Here is a 17,703-nt window from a genome sequence, read left to right as displayed (position 1 = left end):
ATAAACTAGACTTGAATTATTACTATAGCTGCGTATTATGCGCGCAATTTTAACCTAACTGAGTTGCTACTATGATCAATAGAAAACTACCTTTGCTAGATATTCATCGCCATTTAGATGGTAATGTACGAGCGCAAACCATATTAGAACTTGGTCGTCAGTTTAATATAACTTTGCCTGCTGATAACGTTGCAGCACTTATCCCTCATGTACAAGTCATTGATCCTGAGCCAAACCTGATGGCATTTTTACAAAAATTAGATTGGGGTGTAACTGTATTAGGTGACTACGATGCTTGTAGACGTATAGCGATTGAAAATATTGAAGATGCACAAGCCCAAGGGCTTGATTATGTTGAGCTGCGCTTTAGCCCTTACTACATGGCACAAAGCCAAGGTTTACACCCTCAAGGTGTGGTTGAGGCGGTAATTGATGGCATTAAGTCGGCAACCAAAGGCGCTAATGTAAAAGCTAATTTAATTGGTATTTTATCACGCACTTATGGCGTAAAAGTTTGCCAACAAGAGCTTGATGCCTTACTCGCTTTTAAAGACGATTTAGTGGCTGTAGATTTAGCCGGTGATGAAATTGGTTTTCCGGGTGAGTTATTTGTAGAGCATTTTAAGCAAGTACACGACGCATACTTAGCAGCAACAATTCATGCCGGTGAAGCACTAGGTGCACCAAGTATTTGGCAAGCAATTAACGAGCTAGGTGCGAGCCGTATAGGCCATGGCGTTAAAGCAATTGAAGATATTGAATTAATGAACTATCTGCGCGATAAGCGTATTGGTATTGAGTCGTGCTTAACTAGTAATATACAAACCAGTACCGTAAATGATTTAGCTCAGCATCCGCTAAAACAGTTTTTAGATCATGGTATTTTGGCTTGTATTAATACCGATGATCCAGCGGTTGAAGGTATTGAAATTGAACACGAATACTTAGTGGCAGCGCCACAAGCTGGTTTATCACAAGCCGATATAGAAAAAGCGCAAGCTAATGCGCTTGAAATAGCCTACTTAAGTTACAGCGATAAAAAAGCACTGCTAACAATGGCAAGTACGCGCTAATTTAATATTATTAGTATAAAAAATGCCGCTATTAATAGCGGCATTTTTGTATCTAAGCAACCAGAGTTCAGGTGAAGTATTTATAAATTAGTGTTTTTAGTGTGTTTGACAAGCTAGGTAGTTATCGTAAAGGGCTTTGAGAATATCGGCTCTGCTGATCATTCCTATTACTTTTTCGCCGTCAACCACAGGGTAATTTTTCGGTTTACCGGGTCTCATTTGCTCAGCAAGTTCAATAATGTTGGTGTCGCCATTTACAGTCACGACTTCTGTTTGCATTAGTTGCGATACTTTCACCACCCCATCACAAAAATAACTGCTTTGCATGAGTGGTTTAAGCAGCTCTTGCTCAGAGATAAAGCCAACTAAAAATTTATTGCTATCGAATACTGGGGCACCAAGTAATTTAAATTTTTGCAGCTCTGCAATGGCAGTGGTCATTTCGGTATCTGGGGTAATGTTTGGCAACTTGTGTTGCATAAAGTCTTTTACTTTTGTATTTAGCATATGGGTCTCTCCCGCTGAATGTTCTATACAAAGTATGGTTTATAGATCGACTTTTAGGAAATTGTTTATGTTGATGATGTTGATAGATTTTAACTATTAATTATTTATTGTTATAAAAACAATTAAGGCACCTATTTAGATGCCTTAATATTTGAAATGAGAGCGTTAAGTGCAATTATTTAATAAATGCAAACGCATCTGCGTACATGTTTTCGCGAATAGCACCATGAGCAATAAAATCGTCACGAACTATGCCTATCATGTCAAAACGTCCAGCCATGTAAATATCGTAAGGCGCTAGCGATACTATATCTTGCATTACGGCTTTGTGTACATAACCGGTATGTCCTTGCCAATCAGCCGATGGGTTTTCTACTACCGGAATAAACTGAAAGTTTTTGTGGCTATCGGCCCACACTTGCATTTCGCGGTGTGCATAAAGTGCCGATTCTTCTCTTACGCCCCAGTATAATAATACCGGGCGGTCGCAGCTAATTTCAGCTAGGTGATCAGCCATTGATTTTGCATATGAAAACCCAGTACCGCCAGCAAGTAAAATAATTGGACGTTCACACTGTAAACGAAGTTGCGATATACCTAAGCCTGCTTCTATCTCTATTAGCTGCTTTTCGTTAAGTGCATTGCGTAAATGTTCAAGCGACTGCATTGCATATGTATCGGTTCCCGAAGCGCCAATATGTAACTCTATTTGATCGCATTGTGAAGGGCGGCTGGCAATCGAAAATGCACGCTTGTCATTTTCGCTCAATACAAGATGCATGTATTGGCCTGCTTCAAACGAAACCGGTTGTTGTGGTTTTAAAATTACTTTATGAACAAATTCTGTAAGTGGGCTGATAGCAACAACTTCAGCTTTTAATGTTTGCATTTTTTACCTTTTAGCAGCGCTTTTCATAGCAGATACGCAATAGAATGTGTTGATTCTAGCATATCTGCAGGGTTGTTTTATAGCCTATTGGTCTAGGATATTAGAGAATGTTGAGGCTCTGCCAAATGTCGTCTACGCGATCTTTGGTGGCTTTATCCATCTCAATCGGCTCGCCCCATTCACGGTTTGTTTCGCCAGGCCATTTGTTCGTTGCATCCATACCCATTTTAGAGCCAAGGCCAGAAACCGGTGACGCAAAATCTAAATAATCAATTGGTGTATTTTCTATTAAAGTGGTGTCGCGAGCGGGGTCCATACGCGTAGTAATTGCCCAAATAACATCTTCCCAATCTCGGGCGTTAATATCGTCATCGCACACAATAACAAACTTGGTATACATAAATTGACGTAAGTAAGACCACACTCCCATCATTACGCGTTTTGCATGACCAGGATATTGTTTTTTCATGGTAACAATAGCCATGCGGTACGAGCAGCCTTCTGGTGGCAAGTAAAAATCAACAATTTCAGGGAATTGTTTTTGTAAAATAGGTACAAATACTTCGTTTAATGCCACCCCTAAAATAGCAGGCTCATCAGGCGGGCGGCCGGTAAAGGTACTGTGGTAAATAGGGTTTTTACGGTGGGTCATATGGGTTACTGTCATCACCGGAAAGTCATCAACTTCGTTATAATATCCAGTGTGATCGCCATACGGACCTTCAGGTGCCATTTCACCTGGCATTATGTAGCCTTCAAGTACTATTTCGGCGCTTGCGGGTACTTGTAAATCGTTTGATATTGATTTAACTACTTCAGTTTTACTGCCGCGCAGTAAGCCTGCAAAAGCGTACTCGCTTAATGTGTCGGGTACAGGGGTTACTGCACCTAATATAGTCGCCGGATCGGCGCCCAATGCCACAGATACCGGGTACGGTTGGCCTGGATTTTCTTTACACCATTCTTGAAAATCAAGCGCGCCGCCACGGTGAGACAACCAGCGCATAATAATTTTATTTTTGCCTAACAGTTGTTGGCGGTATATTCCTAAATTTTGGCGCTTTTTATAAGGCCCTTTAGTAACGGTAAGGCCCCAAGTAATTAACGGTGCAGCATCACCTGGCCAGCAATGTTGAATAGGCAGCTTAGTTAAATCGACCTCATCACCTTGTAAAATAACTTCTTGGCAGGGGGCTTTTTTTACTTCTTTTGCTGGCATATTAAGCACTTGTTTATAAACAGGTATTTGCCCTAGCGCTTCTTTAATGCCTTTTGGTGGCTCTGGTTCTTTTAAAAAAGCCAAAAGCTTGCCAACTTCACGTAATTCGCTTACATCTTCTTGGCCCATACCCATGGCAACACGCTTGGGTGTGCCAAATAAGTTAGCCAATACCGGAATATCGTAACCTTTAGGGTTTTCAAATAATAACGCAGGGCCTTTAGCACGTAATGTACGGTCGGCTATTTCGGTCATTTCAAGATACGGGTCGATTTCTTGAGTGATGCGTTTAAGCTCACCTCTTTTTTCAAGTAAATCGATAAAATCACGAAGATCTTTGTATTTCATTGTGGGCCGCTATTAAGCAATAAAGTTAAAAGTATTATACCCAAGTAACGTAAAATTGCATGCTCAGTTACTTAGCTATTAGCACTTGGAAAAATACAGTTACTTTGTATCACTAAACTTGCTTTATCACGGTTTAATTTTATTAGTTTTATTGTACTACCTACTGTTGTAGGCAGTGGTATTTTGTCCCTTCAATAATAAGCATGGCTTCGCTATCTTTACTCCAAAACAACACATTTTTATTTATGTATTTATTACCTGAGGCGCTTTTTTCTCGGCTAAGTTGATAAGTATTATTATTAAGTGTTAGTGCTGCTGTTTGCTCATTGATAACGCTAAGCGTGGCTTCTTTTTGATTACATAGATAACGAGTGTTAATTGTGGGCTCATTACAAGCAGATAAGCCTAATACACTTAATGCGATTATCAGCAGCGCTTTCATTTATATCTCCAGTGCAAACAGCAAGTAATTATCGATATTTGCGTATTAATTTTAATCAGCATAGCAAAGCAAAATTAACCGTTGGTGAAAATGCGGCTTTAAGTTATGTTAATAATATTATTTTTAAGCTAGGTATTTATATGGCAGGTACTAATCTTTTAACCTTATTAGACGACATTACTGTGCTACTAGATGACATTGCAACTATGAGTAAAGTTGCTACAAAAAAAACAGCGGGTGTATTAGGTGATGACTTAGCGCTTAATGCTCAACAAGTTACCGGTGTAGCTGCAGAGCGTGAGCTACCTGTGGTGTGGGCGGTAGCAAAAGGATCGTTTTTAAATAAAGCAATATTAGTACCTGCGGCGTTATTAATAAGTGTGTGGTTACCTTGGTTAATTACGCCTTTATTAATGTTAGGTGGATTATTTTTATGTTTTGAGGGCGCAGAAAAAGTATTTGCCAAGTTTTTGCCTCATGATGATAAAAGCGAAAGTGAGGGCGACAAATTAGACCTAGTAGAATACGAGAAGCAAAAAGTTAAAGGTGCGATTAGAACCGACTTTATACTTTCTGCTGAGATCATAGTAATTACGCTTGGCACAGTTGCAGCTGCTACATTAATAAATCAGGCATTGGTATTGTGTGTTATTGCCATAATTATGACTATTGGCGTTTATGGCTTAGTTGCAGGAATTGTGAAGCTTGATGATGCAGGTCTATATTTACTTAATCAATCTAAGCTATCGGCTAATAAATTTAAAGAAATACTAGGCAAAGGGTTGTTAGCGGCAGCACCACGGCTTATGCAGTTTTTAGCATTTGCGGGTACAGTTGCAATGTTTTTAGTGGGCGGCGGCATTTTAGTGCATGGCATTAAAGCTTTGCATCATATTCAAATAGCGGTAACCAATTATGGGCAAACAATTGTAGGTACTACAGGTGAAGTGCTGGCACCACTTATATTTGATGGCTTATTAGGTGTTATAGCAGGCTTAGTTGTTGTGCTTGTACATTTAGCTTATTTAAAAATATTCAAAAAATAGCGCTAATTCACACCTTACAATTATTGCCTGTTTAACAACCGTATAGTTAAATAAGCCCATACAGTTAAATGTGTATGGGCTGTATTAATTAAAAGCTAAATTGTGCTGCTAAGCGTACGCTCGCGCCTTCACCTATGGTTACATTATTTAAACCACCGCCTGCTAGGTAGTTTGTATCAAATAAGTTTTCAATATTTAGGCGTAAGTTAACGTCGGTATTGTTTAAGTTTATTTTATACGTTGCACCCACATCTACGCGGGTGTAGGCATCTTTAGTAACGGTATTGGCATTGTCGGCAAAGCGTTCGCCTTCGTAAAATGCACCTGCGTTTAATGCAATTACGTCGTTTAATTCGTAACGAGTCCAAAGTGATGCAGACCATTTAGGGGCATCGGTAGGGCGCTTACCTTGCAATGTTGCGTCGCGCTCGTAGTTGGCATCTAAGTACATAGTTGATGCCATTACAAATAAGCGATCAGTTGCTGCACCTTGCGCCGCTAATTCAAAGCCTTTATGGCGCTGCTCGCCAGCTTGAGTAGTGATGCTGGTTATATTATCAACAGGGTTTACAAGATCTTCGCTCACTAAAGTGCCTGTTTTGCTAATATCAAATAATGCGCCACTGAGCATTAATCGATCGTCAAACAGCTGCCATTTAATACCAATTTCTTTTTGCTCAGAGGTAATCGCATCGAGCTTCATGCCATTATTAACATCGTTTGTATTTACTAGCGTTTCGTTTTGCGGCTCAAAACCTTCAGAGTAACTAGCGTAAATAGTGGCCGAGGCATTAGGGTGATATAGCACACCCACTTTAGGAACAAACGATTCATTATTACTATTTTCTTTACTTTGCTTGTCGTAACGACCGCCTAAAGATAACTGCCATTCTGGTGAGAACGAAATGAGATCTTGCATGTAAATACCGTAATAGTCATAAGCAGATGAGCTAACAGTGTCATCTGTTTTATAGCTTATAGCTGGGCGAAATGGTTCGTTTTGCCCGGCGCTAAAGTCAAATGATTCGGCATTAGTTTTTAATTGGCCATAATAATAATCAAGCGAATTTGCGCCAATTAAAAATTGGTGCTGAATACCAAAGGTTTCAAATTCACCAATAAAGTCAACAAAGGCGGTTTTAAACTGCCAATCATCAAAACGATCGTAAGGGCGTGACGCGTAGCTATCACCTTCGATAAAGTTACTTGGTTTACGAGGTGCTGACTCAAAGCGTTGACGCTCAAATGTTTGCTCGTTGTAACCAAGTTTTACTTGCCAGTTTTCGGTTAAAAACACTTCTAGGTCAACACCTAGGTTTTCTACCGTTATATCTGTAAACGCCCAAGACATATCGCGAATTGTTTTATCGTCGCCAATTACATTGGCATTACTATCAATCCAGGCACCCGTATCTAAACCGGCTTCGTCATCTGTGCGGTCGTAATGTACGCGTACTAAGGCGTTATCGCTAATATCGTAATCAACAATTAATGCACCTAAAAAGCGATCGCGTTCACGGTTTTCACCATTTTGGTATTCACGCCAATAATCAACATCTTGCTTTACTAAAATACCGCGAGCACGTAAATCTTCCGACTCAGTAAGTGCACCGCCCGCATCCAGCATAAAGCGAGTTGAACCATGTTGATCAACATCGGCACTGGCTTTAAATAATGTTTGTGACGTGGGTTTTTTAGTGACCATATTAACCAAGCCACCAGGACCCGATTGGCCATATAAAATACTTGATGGGCCTTTAATAACTTCAACTTGTTGTAATATTTCGATAGGTTGTTGGTAGTGCGACCAGTGCTGATGGCCGTCACGCAAGTAACCTGTAGATGAACTCAGTTCAAACCCACGTAAATTAAATACTTCACGGTTACGTTGCTTTGAACCTGGCGTTAAGCTGGCATCGTTAGTAAGTACTTCACCTAACGTAGTTGCGAGTTGTTCATTTACTATGGTGTCGGTAATAACGGTAACCGACTGTGCGGTATCAAGTAACGAAGCTGACGTTCTCATTGCGCCATTAGCATTGTCTACTTTATAGTCATTAAAATAACTTCCTTTTACTTCTATATGTTCTATATCTGTTGCGTTTGCATAAACACTCGCAGTAGTACTTGCTAGCAGTGCGATAAAAAGTGGGCTTAGTTTCATTAGTTGTTTCCGGGTTGATAGTATTAATGCTGAGTTAATCTTAATGAAAACCAGTATCATTTGCAATGCCTTTTAGTGTGTTTTTTTATAATGCTTAATGGTTGCCAATTAGGAATTCTGCTATTATTAGCAGCATATTGAGTGGGGCTTTTCCCCATGTTATTTTTTTGTATTGGGATTTACTGTGACCACAACTGCTTTTTCATCTTTGGCTTTACCTTCTGGGTTAGTTGATAACTTATCAACACTCGGCTACACCCACATGACACCTGTTCAGGCGCAAAGTTTACCGCCAGTACTGGCTGGAAAAGACATTATTGCTCAAGCAAAAACGGGGTCAGGTAAAACTGCGGCGTTTAGCTTAGGCGTATTGGCTAAATTAAACGTAAAACGTTTTCGTATTCAATCTTTAGTATTGTGCCCAACACGTGAGTTGGCAGAGCAAGTAGCTGTAGAAATGCGCAAATTAGCGCGTGGCATCCATAATATTAAAATACTTACTTTATGTGGTGGTGTATCAATTGGTCCACAAATTGGCTCACTTGAACATGGCGCACATATTATTGTTGGTACACCGGGGCGAGTTGACGATCATATTCGTAAAGGTACTTTGCGTTTAGATGATGTAGAAACGCTCGTACTAGATGAAGCCGACCAAATGCTAGATATGGGTTTTCAAGATACCTTAGATGCAATTATTGAGCGTATTCCCACTAACCGCCAAACATTACTATTTAGCGCTACGTTTCCACGTGCAATAGAAGCTGTTGCAAAGCGTGTGCTTAGCAATCCAGTAATGGTTAAGGTAGAAGAAGAGCAAGCTAAAAGCACTATTAAGCAATACTTCTATAAAATGGATAACAATAAACAACGTTACCCAACACTTAAATTATTGCTGCTTAAATTTACCCCGCAAAGCTGTGTCGTGTTTTGTAATACTAAAGTAGAAACACAGCAATTGTGTGATGATTTAGTTGATGAAGGCTTTAGTGCGGTATCTTTACATGGTGATTTAGAGCAGCGTGATCGTGAGCGTACGTTAATTCATTTTTCTAATAAAAGTGCATCAATACTAGTGGCAACCGATGTGGCCGCGCGTGGTTTAGACATTGACGATATGGATATGGTGATTAACTATCACTTAGCTCACGACACACAAACACATGTGCATCGTATTGGTCGTACCGGTCGAGCGGGTAAAAAGGGTATTGCATGCTCTATTTATGGTGAGGCAGAAGCATTTAAAATTGCACAAATTGGTGACCATTATGAGCGCGATGTGATCCCAGAGCCAATGCCATCGTTTAGCTTATTAGAAAAGCCACCATACAAACCAGAAATGGTAACCTTAATGCTTGATTCTGGTAAAAAGCAAAAAGTACGCGCAGGTGATATTTTAGGTGCACTTACCGGTAAAGACGGTATTGCGGGGCGTCAAGTTGGTAAAATAAACGTACTCGACAACGTTGCGTTTGTTGCCGTAGAGCGTAATTCTTCAAAACCGGCACTGCGTAAATTAACCGAAGGCAATATTAAAGGCCGTAAAATACGCGCTCGTCGCCTTACGTGCTAATAGTGTATTGAATAACTAATTCAATAATTACTAATCTACTGAGCAGCTTGCCCTAAGCTGCTCATATTCACCCTTTAACTGTTTAAATTTTTCTGCATTACCAACTGCTTTATCAGGGTGACACTGTAACGCCAGTTGCCGCCAACGCTTTTGTACTTCTTTTAGCGTGCTTTGCTGAGATAGTTGCCACTTTATTAATAGCTGTTTATGAGTGTCTAGATCTATTATTTGTGCAGATTTACTGTGTTTGGTAAAACGCTGCCAAAACTGGGTTAAAAGAGTATCGATTTCGGCGCTAGAGGTTTCAAAGTTTTGCCAATCAAGGTAGTAGTCTCGTAGCGGATCGGTGTTTTTTATGAGAGTGTTACTGGCTGTGGTAATAAATTGTATTTGTAAACCACTAATAAGGAGTTGCTGCTTAGGCATAATTTGCTGCTGTAGCTGATAAAGCGCGTTCATAATTAAAAAGTTACGTTTGAATAAATCACGATCAGGGGCAACATCAAGCGTGTTAATCATTTTACGTTGTTGTAATTCTGCTGCTAAAGTATGTACCATCCATACTTTCTTTTGCAAAAGTAACTCAAAAATCTCATCTATCAGTGGGTTAAGCATTGTTTACAATCTAGTTATTAGTGTATCTTGTGTAAATTATCATAGTGGCTACAAAAGTTTCAAGGATGTAATTATGCAGGGTTGGTTACAACGCTTCTTTTTTGTTGGCTTTATGGCTGTATGCAGCATTTTTTCTACATTGAGTTTTTCTGTTACACCAGCCGACTTATTTGAACAATTTAAGTCTGCTGAAAGTTGGTCAGATAAACAAAGCTTTGCCTCTACACTGTTAACTAAAAAAAACTTACCACACCAACAGCGCATTGCTATATATAGCGACTTAGCTGAACTTGCCTTTAATGCCAACGACCTTCCCCATGCCTTAGAGTATTATAAGTTATTAGAGAGTAGCATCACCTTTAATGAGTTGCCCGATCTGTATTTTAGAGCAATAAAAATGCAAGGTGTGGTGTTGTATTATCAAGGGTTTGTACAACAAGCTGTGGTTGATTATAGCCGGGCTTTAGGGTTAGCCATACGTTTAAAAGGCTCATTAAAACAAGCCAATTTATTAAGTAATATAGGCTTGGCTTATTTTGATATGTATAACATGGAATTAGCACTAGATTATTATCAGCAAGCAAAACTGATCTACGAAAAAGAGGGCAGTGCGCAAGACAAAGCCGATATTTTGCACAATATTGCCGGGATATATATTCGCCTTTCTCGTTACGAATCAGCACTTGAAATGTATCGTGAGGTATTAAAGGTATTTCAACAACTTGGTGATGAAGATGGTGTAGCTCAAGTCTATGGCAATATGGGAGTAGCCTATACTGAGTCAAAGCAATACCAGTTGGCACTGCATTATAATCAGCTGGCACTGCGTTACTATCAGAGCATAAATAATGCATTCCAACTCTCTACTAAGCACGCTAATTTAGCGAGTATTAATCTGCACTTAAATAAATTTGATGTGGCCTTGTATCATGCAAAGGCGGCGCAGCAATTTGCACTTGATGCAGGGAATAAATCGTTATTAGCGGCGGCACTGCATGTGCTTGCCACTGCGCAGTTTGCTCAGGGCAATATTGAAAATGCAAAAACAACGTCAGAGCACTCAATTGCATTAGCAAAAGAATATAAAAATGGCATGCGCATTAAAGACGGCTTAGGTATTGAGGCTTTGATTTACTCAAGCTTAGGCGACTTTAAACAAGCGCTGCAATTGCATCAGCAGTATGTTGACTATCAACGTAGTATAAATACAGAAGAGGCTTCAAAGGCAGTTAGTATTTTTCAAACTCAATTTGAAGCAGATAAACTAAACCAAGAAATTAAACAGCTAAAACAACAACAACACTTACAACAACTGGAAATATCTAAACGTTCACAGTTAACTATTCTGCTTGGCATTGTAGCAATCCTTATTTTAATTACAGTAATAGCAATTTACCGTCGCAGAATAGAAAGTAATGCAAAATTACAACTAACAGAGCAAGTAGAGCAACGCACGTTAGAATTACAAAGTGTGGCGCAAGAGCTGCGCGAAGCAAACGATGTTAAAAGTCAGTTTTTAGCAAATATAAGCCATGAAATTCGCACCCCACTCACCGCTATTTTAAGCCAAACCGACGACTTAATTAATGGTTTGTATGATCCTGAGCAGTTACAAGATGAGCTCAAAGTTATTCAGCGTCAAAGCGAGCATTTAAAAAGTTTAATTAATGATGTGCTCGATTTAAGTAAAATAGAAGCAAACAGATTGGAGCTGTCTATTTCTTGTTTTGATATTGTACAAGTGCTGAATGACATACATGGGATGTTTAGCGTACAAGCAAAAGCCAAAAACTTATCCTTGGTATTTGACAACCAACTCGGTAATGAACTGTATACCAGGCTTGATTTAACCCGAGTAAAGCAAATATTAATAAACCTGTGTGCTAATGCAATTAAGTTTACTCACAGTGGCCAAGTTACGATTGTGGCCAATAATACCGAGCAAGGGCTAGTGCTTACGGTAAAAGATACCGGAATAGGTATGAATACAGCGCAGCTAAAGCTTATTTTTGAATGTTTTAGCCAAGCAGATAATAGTATTAGCCGTCGTTTTGGTGGTACTGGTTTGGGACTTAGTTTGTCACAACAACTAGCTGCCATGATGGGGGGATATATTAGTGTGCAAAGCGAATTTAAAAAAGGCAGTCAATTCTCATTCTTTGTACCGTGCGTACCAGTAGATAAAAGCGAATGTGCAGTTACAGCTAAAGACAATATAAATGGTGGCTATAAAGCGCTAAGCGCTAAAGTGTTACTTGCTGAGGATCATGACGATAATCGCAGATTAATAAGCCGTTATTTACGCGCCATGGGGCTTGACGTTATTGCAGTTGAAAATGGCGAGCAAGCTGTAGAGCAATGTTTAAAAGAGTATCCTGATTTTGTGCTGTTGGACATTCAAATGCCTATTATGGATGGCATTACTGCTTTTGAGTTGCTCAGGCAGTGCGGTTATGAGCAGCCAATATTTGCCTTAACGGCCAATGCAATGAGCCATGAGATCGAGCAGTATTTAGCACTTGGTTTTACTGATTACTTAGCTAAACCAATTGATAAAGAGAAGTTTTATAGCACTATAGCTGAGCATCTCGCATCAATAAAAAATGAGCAAAACAGCACAAGCGTAAATATAGATATGAGTGACTTAGTGACTAGTTTCAAACAAAGCTTATCAATAGAAAGTGAGTTAATTAGCCAGCACTTTAATAGTGGCGACTTTGTTGCGTTACAAAAAGATAGCCATCGTATTTTAGGGGCAGCACAAATGTTTAAGTTGTGCGATATTGCAGACGCTGCAAAAGCGTTAGATGATGCGTGTAAAAGCCCAGAAGAAGTACAAAATATTGCAGTGTTAGTTGATAAACTACAAGCCTTATTTTTGCACTACAAAGAGCATGGTTAAAGCGGTACAGCGCTACTTTTTTGCAGGCAAATAAAAACGCCTAATAATTGATATTCAATTGTTAGGCGTTTTTTTATAAGCTTTAAAACTTATATGGAATTACTGGCGTTTCATCGAATCAAAAAACTCATCGTTGGTTTTGCTCATCGATAATTTATCAATTAAAAATTCCATTGCGTCAATTTCTGACATGTCATGAACAATTTTACGCAAAATCCACAGCTTTTGTAGCTCATCTGGTTTTGTGAGTAACTCTTCACGACGAGTGCCTGAACGGTTAAAGTCGATAGCTGGGAATACACGTCGTTCCGCAATTTTACGGTTAAGATGTAGTTCCATGTTACCAGTACCTTTAAACTCTTCGTAGATAACTTCATCCATTTTAGAGCCGGTATCAATAAGCGCAGTAGCAATAATTGTTAAGCTGCCGCCTTCTTCAACATTACGTGCAGCACCAAAAAAACGTTTCGGTTTATGGAGTGCGTTTGCATCAACACCACCGGTAAGTACTTTACCAGATGATGGAATAACGGTGTTGTAAGCACGGGCTAAACGTGTGATTGAGTCAAGTAAGATAACAACATCTTTTTTATGCTCTACTAAACGTTTTGCTTTTTCGATAACCATTTCGGCTACTTGTACGTGGCGAGAAGCAGGTTCATCAAATGTTGATGCAATTACTTCGCCTTTTACAAGACGCTGCATTTCGGTTACTTCTTCCGGACGCTCATCAATTAGTAATACCATTAATGTTGCATCTGGGTGATTGTGAGTAATCGATTGCGCAATATTTTGTAGTAGCATGGTTTTACCCGCTTTTGGCGGTGCTACTAATAAACCACGTTGACCACGACCAATAGGAGAGGCTAAATCAAGTACTCGGGCTGTAATATCTTCTTTACTACCGTTACCGCGTTCCATACGAAAACGTTCGTTTGCATGCAGTGGTGTTAGGTTTTCAAAAAGAATTTTAGTGCGAGAGTTTTCAGGTTTATCAAAGTTAACTTCATTTACTTTAAGTAAAGCAAAGTAACGCTCACCGTCTTTAGGTGGACGAATAAGGCCTGAGATTGAATCGCCAGTACGCATACTAAAACGGCGAATCTGGCTAGGTGAAACATAAATGTCATCTGGGCCAGCTAAGTAAGAGGCTTCTGATGATCTTAAAAAGCCAAAACCATCTTGCAAAATCTCTAATACACCGCCACCGAAGATATTCTCTCCGCCTTTGGCATGTGATTTTAAAATAGCAAAAATGATATCTTGCTTTCTTAAGCGGGCTACGTTTTCGAGCCCCATGGACTCAGCTAAGTCTACAAGCTCTTTTATAGATTTGTCTTTTAGTTCGCGTAAATGCATATTGGTGGGTTCTTTATTACAGTTGTCATACTCAAAATCGCTTTGTTTGATCGTTGAGTGAGGTTTGTTGAATATAACTAAGGATTAGTTGGCTTTATAAACTAGCAGCTCATTGACACAGCGTCCAGTGTTTATACAAAAAAATAATAAAAAAAGGGCATTAAGCCCTTTTTATTGTTTAAATTTAAAGATTGTTTTCTAAAAACTCGATTAATTGAGTTTTTGAAAGTGCGCCAACTTTAGTTGCAGCAACTTGGCCATCTTTAAAAAGAAGTAATGTAGGGATACCACGAATACCAAATTTAGGCGGTGTACCCGCATTTTGATCGATATTAAGTTTAGCTATGGTAACGCGACCATCAAATTCCTCAGCAACTTCACTAAGGATAGGGGCGATCATTTTACAAGGTCCGCACCACTCAGCCCAAAAGTCTACTAGTACAGGCTTGTCTGATTGTAATACGTCAGCTTCAAAGCTATCGTCAGTAATTTGGATTATTTTCTCGCTCATTGCGCTCTCCGGTTTAGTTAGGCGAAATATTTAGTGCGTATTTAAACACTCTTGTTTCTTATTGCAAGTTTAAACGTTATGCTTAAACGCTATGACTAAGACACATTTGACCGATAAAAAGTTTTCAGACTTTGCTATTGCACCGGAAGTGGTTGCCGGTTTAACCGAAAGTGGGTTTGAATATTGCACACCCATTCAAGCTAAATGCCTACCTTTTATTTGTGAGGGTCGCGATATCGCAGGCCAAGCACAAACAGGTACAGGCAAAACGTTGGCGTTTTTAACTGCCACGTGCCATCGGTTATTACAATCTAGCAAAGCCCCTAGTAAACATCCAAGAGCCCTGATCATGGCCCCTACAAGGGAGCTGGCGATTCAGATACACAAAGATGCAAAAATTTTAGCGCCGCACTGTAATCTTAACTTAGGTTTAGTATATGGTGGCGAAGATTACGAAAAACAACGTGCACAACTAGAAAAAGGCGTTGATATTTTAATTGGTACTACAGGTCGTTTAATTGATCTGTATAAGCAAGGCTGTTACACCCTTAATGAAATTGAGGTAGTCGTGCTTGACGAAGCAGATCGTATGTTTGATTTGGGCTTTATCAAAGATATTCGTTATATGTTCCACCGTATGCCAGATACATCAAAGCGTTTAAATTTATTATTCTCTGCAACGCTATCGTATCGTGTACAAGAACTTGCGTTTGAACATATGACCAATCCTGAGCACGTACAAATTGAACCAGACGTAAAAACCGGTAAACGCATTCAAGAAGAGCTATTTCATCCTTCACAAGAAGATAAAATTAAGCTGCTGCTGACGTTAATTGAAGAAGAGTGGCCTGAAAAAGCCATTATCTTTGCTAACACTAAGCATAGTTGTGAAACCGTATATGCCTGGTTAAAAGCCGATGGACATCGGGTTGGCATGCTTACCGGTGACGTAAATCAGAAAAAACGTCAATCAATTTTAGCTGAGTTTAGTAAAGGCGACTTAGACTTTTTAGTGGCAACAGATGTTGCAGCACGTGGTCTACATATTCCTGAAGTAAGCCATGTATTTAATTTTGATTTACCAGATGATTGCGAAGATTACGTACACCGTATTGGCCGTACAGCCCGCGCTGGCGCGTCTGGTCACGCTATTAGTTTTGCATGTGAACAATATGCTTATAACTTGCATGAAATTGAAGAGTATATAGATCACAGTATTCCTTTATCACATTACGATAAAACAGCATTGCTGGATGATTTAACTAAACCTACTATTCATAGAAAGCGTAACTTTTCTACAGGCCCACGTAATCGCAGTAACAACAGCGGACGTCGCCCAAATAATAGTTATCAAAAAGGACGGTCATAAACGACCGTTAGTTTAACTGTAATAGTAATTAGAGGTTTTTGAACGGTGGGGCAACTTAAACCGCAAAAAAATGTATATGCAGTTATTGATTTAGGTTCAAATAGCTTTCATATGCTTATTGCTAAATCAATAGCTGGCGGCCTGCAAACCATAGGTCGTGTTAAACGCAAAGTAAGGTTAGCTGCAGGGCTTGATATAGACAATGTATTAAGCTCAGAAGCAATGCATAGAGGATGGGAGTGCCTAGCGTTATTTGCTGAGCGCTTACAAGACATCCCTAAACAAAACATCACTATAGTTGCCACCGCCACATTACGTTTAGCTAGTAATGCTGATGTATTTAAAGCGCAAGCAGAAAAAATCCTCGGTCATAAAGTTAATGTCATTAGCGGCGAACTAGAAGCGCGCACTATATATAAAGGCGTTGCTCATACCTCATCTTGTACCGGTAGTCAGCTTGTTATCGATATTGGTGGTGCTAGCACTGAAGTGATTATTGGTAAGAACTTTGATGCATTACTTTACAAAAGCCTGAACATCGGGTGTGTTACCTACCTAGAGCGCTATTTTAAAGATTGCAAATTAAGCAATGCAAACTTTAACACCGCAATAAAAGCCGCACGTACTGTCATTGATGAAATTGCATCAGAGTATAAAGTTAAAGGCTGGCAAATAGCCTCAGGTGCTTCGGGTACAGTACAAGCAATTCAAGAAATCATGATAGCGCAAAACCTAGATGAGCTATTAACCCTTGAAAAACTCTACACTATCAAAAAGCAATCAATCGCTTATAAAACGATTGCCGCATTAGACCTACCAGGGCTAAGTGAAGATCGCCGTTTAGTATTTGTATCAGGGCTTGCCATTTTAATTGCATTATTTGAATCGCTCGAGATCGAAAAAATGGGATTAGCAGGTGGAGCACTGCGTGAGGGTGTTTTATACAGCATGCTACCAGAGCTGCATAATAGCGATATTCGTAAACGTACAATCGATGGCTTTATCGATCGTTACCATGTTGATCAAAAGCAAGCTAGCCGCGTCGCCAGTCTCGTATTAAACTTAGCATCAGAAGTAAATGAAAGCTGGCCAATAAAAGCACTTAATGGGTTGCCTTTATTAACGGCAGTTGCACAGCTTCATGAAATTGGTTTATTGATAGAGTATAAGCAGTATCACAAACACAGTGCTTATATTTTAAAAAATACTGAAATGCCAGGTTTTTCGCAGTCAGAGCATAAAGTCATTGTTGCGGTAGCTAAAGGGCATCGCTCTGATCTTCAAAAAGGCTATTTTGATTCTCTTGGTGCAAATAGTGTACTTGCGCAGTATTTAGTAAGACTAATACGTATAGCTGTCATTTTATGTATGCGTCGCCAAGATGATGTACTCCCTGAGTTTGCGATAACTGTTAAAGACGATGTCTTAAATCTGCAGTTTGAAAATGACTGGTTGAAAAACCATCCATTAATGGCAAGCGAGCTGCAACAAGAATCTAAGCAGCAAGCGAAACTTGGCTGGAAGCTCATAGTAAATTAACTAAACAGGCCCATAAGGGCCTTTTTAGTGTTTAAAATAACCACTTGGTTTAAATATCAAGCGAACAGCGTTTTATTTTAAGTTTTCTTTAAAAAACGCTTGCGTAAAACTGGCTGCGCCCTATAATGCGACCCCACTGAGACGGCA

General features: G+C 39.5%; 14 protein-coding genes. 6 read left to right on the top strand and 8 right to left on the bottom strand.

All coding sequences use genetic code 11. From position 1 onward, the window contains the following. The first annotated feature begins 71 nt into the window (after positions 1 to 71). Positions 72 to 1,073, top strand: a complete 1,002-nt coding sequence (add, locus tag J5X91_RS09240) for an adenosine deaminase (protein WP_011326829.1) — start codon at positions 72 to 74, stop codon at positions 1,071 to 1,073. Between the two features lie 96 nt (positions 1,074 to 1,169). Here the strand turns inward: add and J5X91_RS09235 are convergent, their stop codons facing one another. The 4 genes from J5X91_RS09235 to J5X91_RS09220 form a co-directional block, all read right to left on the bottom strand. Continuing rightward, entirely contained in the window at positions 1,170 to 1,580 is a 411-nt protein-coding gene (locus tag J5X91_RS09235) for a CBS domain-containing protein (protein ID WP_011326830.1), read from the bottom strand. Positions 1,581 to 1,755: 175 nt separating this feature from the next. Continuing rightward, positions 1,756 to 2,469: an NAD(P)H-flavin reductase gene (gene fre / locus J5X91_RS09230; protein ID WP_179807250.1), complete on the bottom strand. Its 714-nt coding sequence runs from the start codon at positions 2,467 to 2,469 to the stop codon at positions 1,756 to 1,758. Positions 2,470 to 2,569: 100 nt separating this feature from the next. Further along, positions 2,570 to 4,036 carry a 4-hydroxy-3-polyprenylbenzoate decarboxylase gene (gene ubiD / locus J5X91_RS09225; RefSeq protein ID WP_011326832.1) on the bottom strand — a complete coding sequence of 489 codons (1,467 nt, stop codon included), beginning with the start codon at positions 4,034 to 4,036 and terminating at the stop codon, positions 2,570 to 2,572. A gap of 160 nt (positions 4,037 to 4,196) precedes the next feature. Then, on the bottom strand, positions 4,197 to 4,478 hold the full coding sequence (locus tag J5X91_RS09220) for an MliC family protein (RefSeq protein WP_179807249.1): 282 nt from the start codon (positions 4,476 to 4,478) through the stop codon (positions 4,197 to 4,199). A gap of 140 nt (positions 4,479 to 4,618) precedes the next feature. Between J5X91_RS09220 and J5X91_RS09215 the strand changes: the two genes are divergently transcribed. Next, on the top strand, positions 4,619 to 5,524 hold the full coding sequence (locus J5X91_RS09215; protein WP_086997087.1) for a DUF808 domain-containing protein: 906 nt from the start codon (positions 4,619 to 4,621) through the stop codon (positions 5,522 to 5,524). An 88-nt stretch (positions 5,525 to 5,612) separates the two neighbouring features. On the opposite strand, the gene J5X91_RS09210 is transcribed toward J5X91_RS09215, so the two are convergent. Next, positions 5,613 to 7,688, bottom strand: coding sequence for a TonB-dependent receptor (locus J5X91_RS09210; protein ID WP_011326835.1), 2,076 nt, complete (start codon positions 7,686 to 7,688; stop codon positions 5,613 to 5,615). A gap of 184 nt (positions 7,689 to 7,872) precedes the next feature. On the opposite strand from J5X91_RS09210, the gene dbpA reads away from it, so the two are divergent. Further along, positions 7,873 to 9,261 carry an ATP-dependent RNA helicase DbpA gene (gene dbpA / locus J5X91_RS09205; protein WP_011326836.1) on the top strand — a complete coding sequence of 463 codons (1,389 nt, stop codon included), beginning with the start codon at positions 7,873 to 7,875 and terminating at the stop codon, positions 9,259 to 9,261. Positions 9,262 to 9,291: 30 nt separating this feature from the next. Here the strand turns inward: dbpA and J5X91_RS09200 are convergent, their stop codons facing one another. After that, the gene (locus tag J5X91_RS09200) at positions 9,292 to 9,876 is read right to left on the bottom strand and encodes a DNA-J related domain-containing protein (RefSeq protein ID WP_208834487.1); all 585 of its coding nucleotides are present in this window, start codon (positions 9,874 to 9,876) and stop codon (positions 9,292 to 9,294) included. Positions 9,877 to 9,949: 73 nt separating this feature from the next. Here J5X91_RS09200 and J5X91_RS09195 point away from each other — a divergent pair, with 73 nt between their 5' ends. Continuing rightward, the gene (locus J5X91_RS09195; RefSeq protein ID WP_208834486.1) at positions 9,950 to 12,778 is read left to right on the top strand and encodes a tetratricopeptide repeat protein; all 2,829 of its coding nucleotides are present in this window, start codon (positions 9,950 to 9,952) and stop codon (positions 12,776 to 12,778) included. Between the two features lie 99 nt (positions 12,779 to 12,877). Here the strand turns inward: J5X91_RS09195 and rho are convergent, their stop codons facing one another. Then, positions 12,878 to 14,137: a transcription termination factor Rho gene (gene rho / locus J5X91_RS09190; RefSeq protein ID WP_011326839.1), complete on the bottom strand. Its 1,260-nt coding sequence runs from the start codon at positions 14,135 to 14,137 to the stop codon at positions 12,878 to 12,880. Positions 14,138 to 14,321: 184 nt separating this feature from the next. Further along, a complete protein-coding gene (gene trxA, locus J5X91_RS09185) occupies positions 14,322 to 14,648 on the bottom strand; it encodes a thioredoxin TrxA (RefSeq protein ID WP_011326840.1) in 327 nt (108 codons plus the stop codon). 91 nt (positions 14,649 to 14,739) lie between these two features. Here trxA and rhlB point away from each other — a divergent pair, with 91 nt between their 5' ends. Next, a complete protein-coding gene (gene rhlB, locus J5X91_RS09180) occupies positions 14,740 to 16,017 on the top strand; it encodes an ATP-dependent RNA helicase RhlB (protein WP_041454311.1) in 1,278 nt (425 codons plus the stop codon). Between the two features lie 45 nt (positions 16,018 to 16,062). Beyond that, positions 16,063 to 17,556 carry a guanosine-5'-triphosphate,3'-diphosphate diphosphatase gene (gene gppA, locus J5X91_RS09175; protein ID WP_011326842.1) on the top strand — a complete coding sequence of 498 codons (1,494 nt, stop codon included), beginning with the start codon at positions 16,063 to 16,065 and terminating at the stop codon, positions 17,554 to 17,556. Positions 17,557 to 17,703: the final 147 nt, after the last annotated feature.

It is taken from the genome of Pseudoalteromonas sp. K222D (genome assembly GCF_017653575.1).
Lineage (GTDB): Bacteria > Pseudomonadota > Gammaproteobacteria > Enterobacterales > Alteromonadaceae > Pseudoalteromonas > Pseudoalteromonas nigrifaciens.
The sequence above is the reverse complement of the archived record's forward strand: the minus strand, read 5'-3'. Positions and strand labels throughout refer to the sequence as shown.

Bases quoted from the DNA above. Each gene is read 5' to 3' on its own strand.
- add (WP_011326829.1), top strand. From the start codon at position 72: ATGATCAATAGAAAACTACCTTTGCTAGATATTCATCGCCATTTAGAT.
- J5X91_RS09235 (WP_011326830.1), bottom strand. From the start codon at position 1,580: ATGCTAAATACAAAAGTAAAAGACTTTATGCAACACAAGTTGCCAAAC.
- fre (WP_179807250.1), bottom strand. From the start codon at position 2,469: ATGCAAACATTAAAAGCTGAAGTTGTTGCTATCAGCCCACTTACAGAA.
- ubiD (WP_011326832.1), bottom strand. From the start codon at position 4,036: ATGAAATACAAAGATCTTCGTGATTTTATCGATTTACTTGAAAAAAGA.
- J5X91_RS09220 (WP_179807249.1), bottom strand. From the start codon at position 4,478: ATGAAAGCGCTGCTGATAATCGCATTAAGTGTATTAGGCTTATCTGCT.
- J5X91_RS09215 (WP_086997087.1), top strand. From the start codon at position 4,619: ATGGCAGGTACTAATCTTTTAACCTTATTAGACGACATTACTGTGCTA.
- J5X91_RS09210 (WP_011326835.1), bottom strand. From the start codon at position 7,688: ATGAAACTAAGCCCACTTTTTATCGCACTGCTAGCAAGTACTACTGCG.
- J5X91_RS09200 (WP_208834487.1), bottom strand. From the start codon at position 9,876: ATGCTTAACCCACTGATAGATGAGATTTTTGAGTTACTTTTGCAAAAG.
- J5X91_RS09195 (WP_208834486.1), top strand. From the start codon at position 9,950: ATGCAGGGTTGGTTACAACGCTTCTTTTTTGTTGGCTTTATGGCTGTA.
- rho (WP_011326839.1), bottom strand. From the start codon at position 14,137: ATGCATTTACGCGAACTAAAAGACAAATCTATAAAAGAGCTTGTAGAC.
- trxA (WP_011326840.1), bottom strand. From the start codon at position 14,648: ATGAGCGAGAAAATAATCCAAATTACTGACGATAGCTTTGAAGCTGAC.
- rhlB (WP_041454311.1), top strand. From the start codon at position 14,740: ATGACTAAGACACATTTGACCGATAAAAAGTTTTCAGACTTTGCTATT.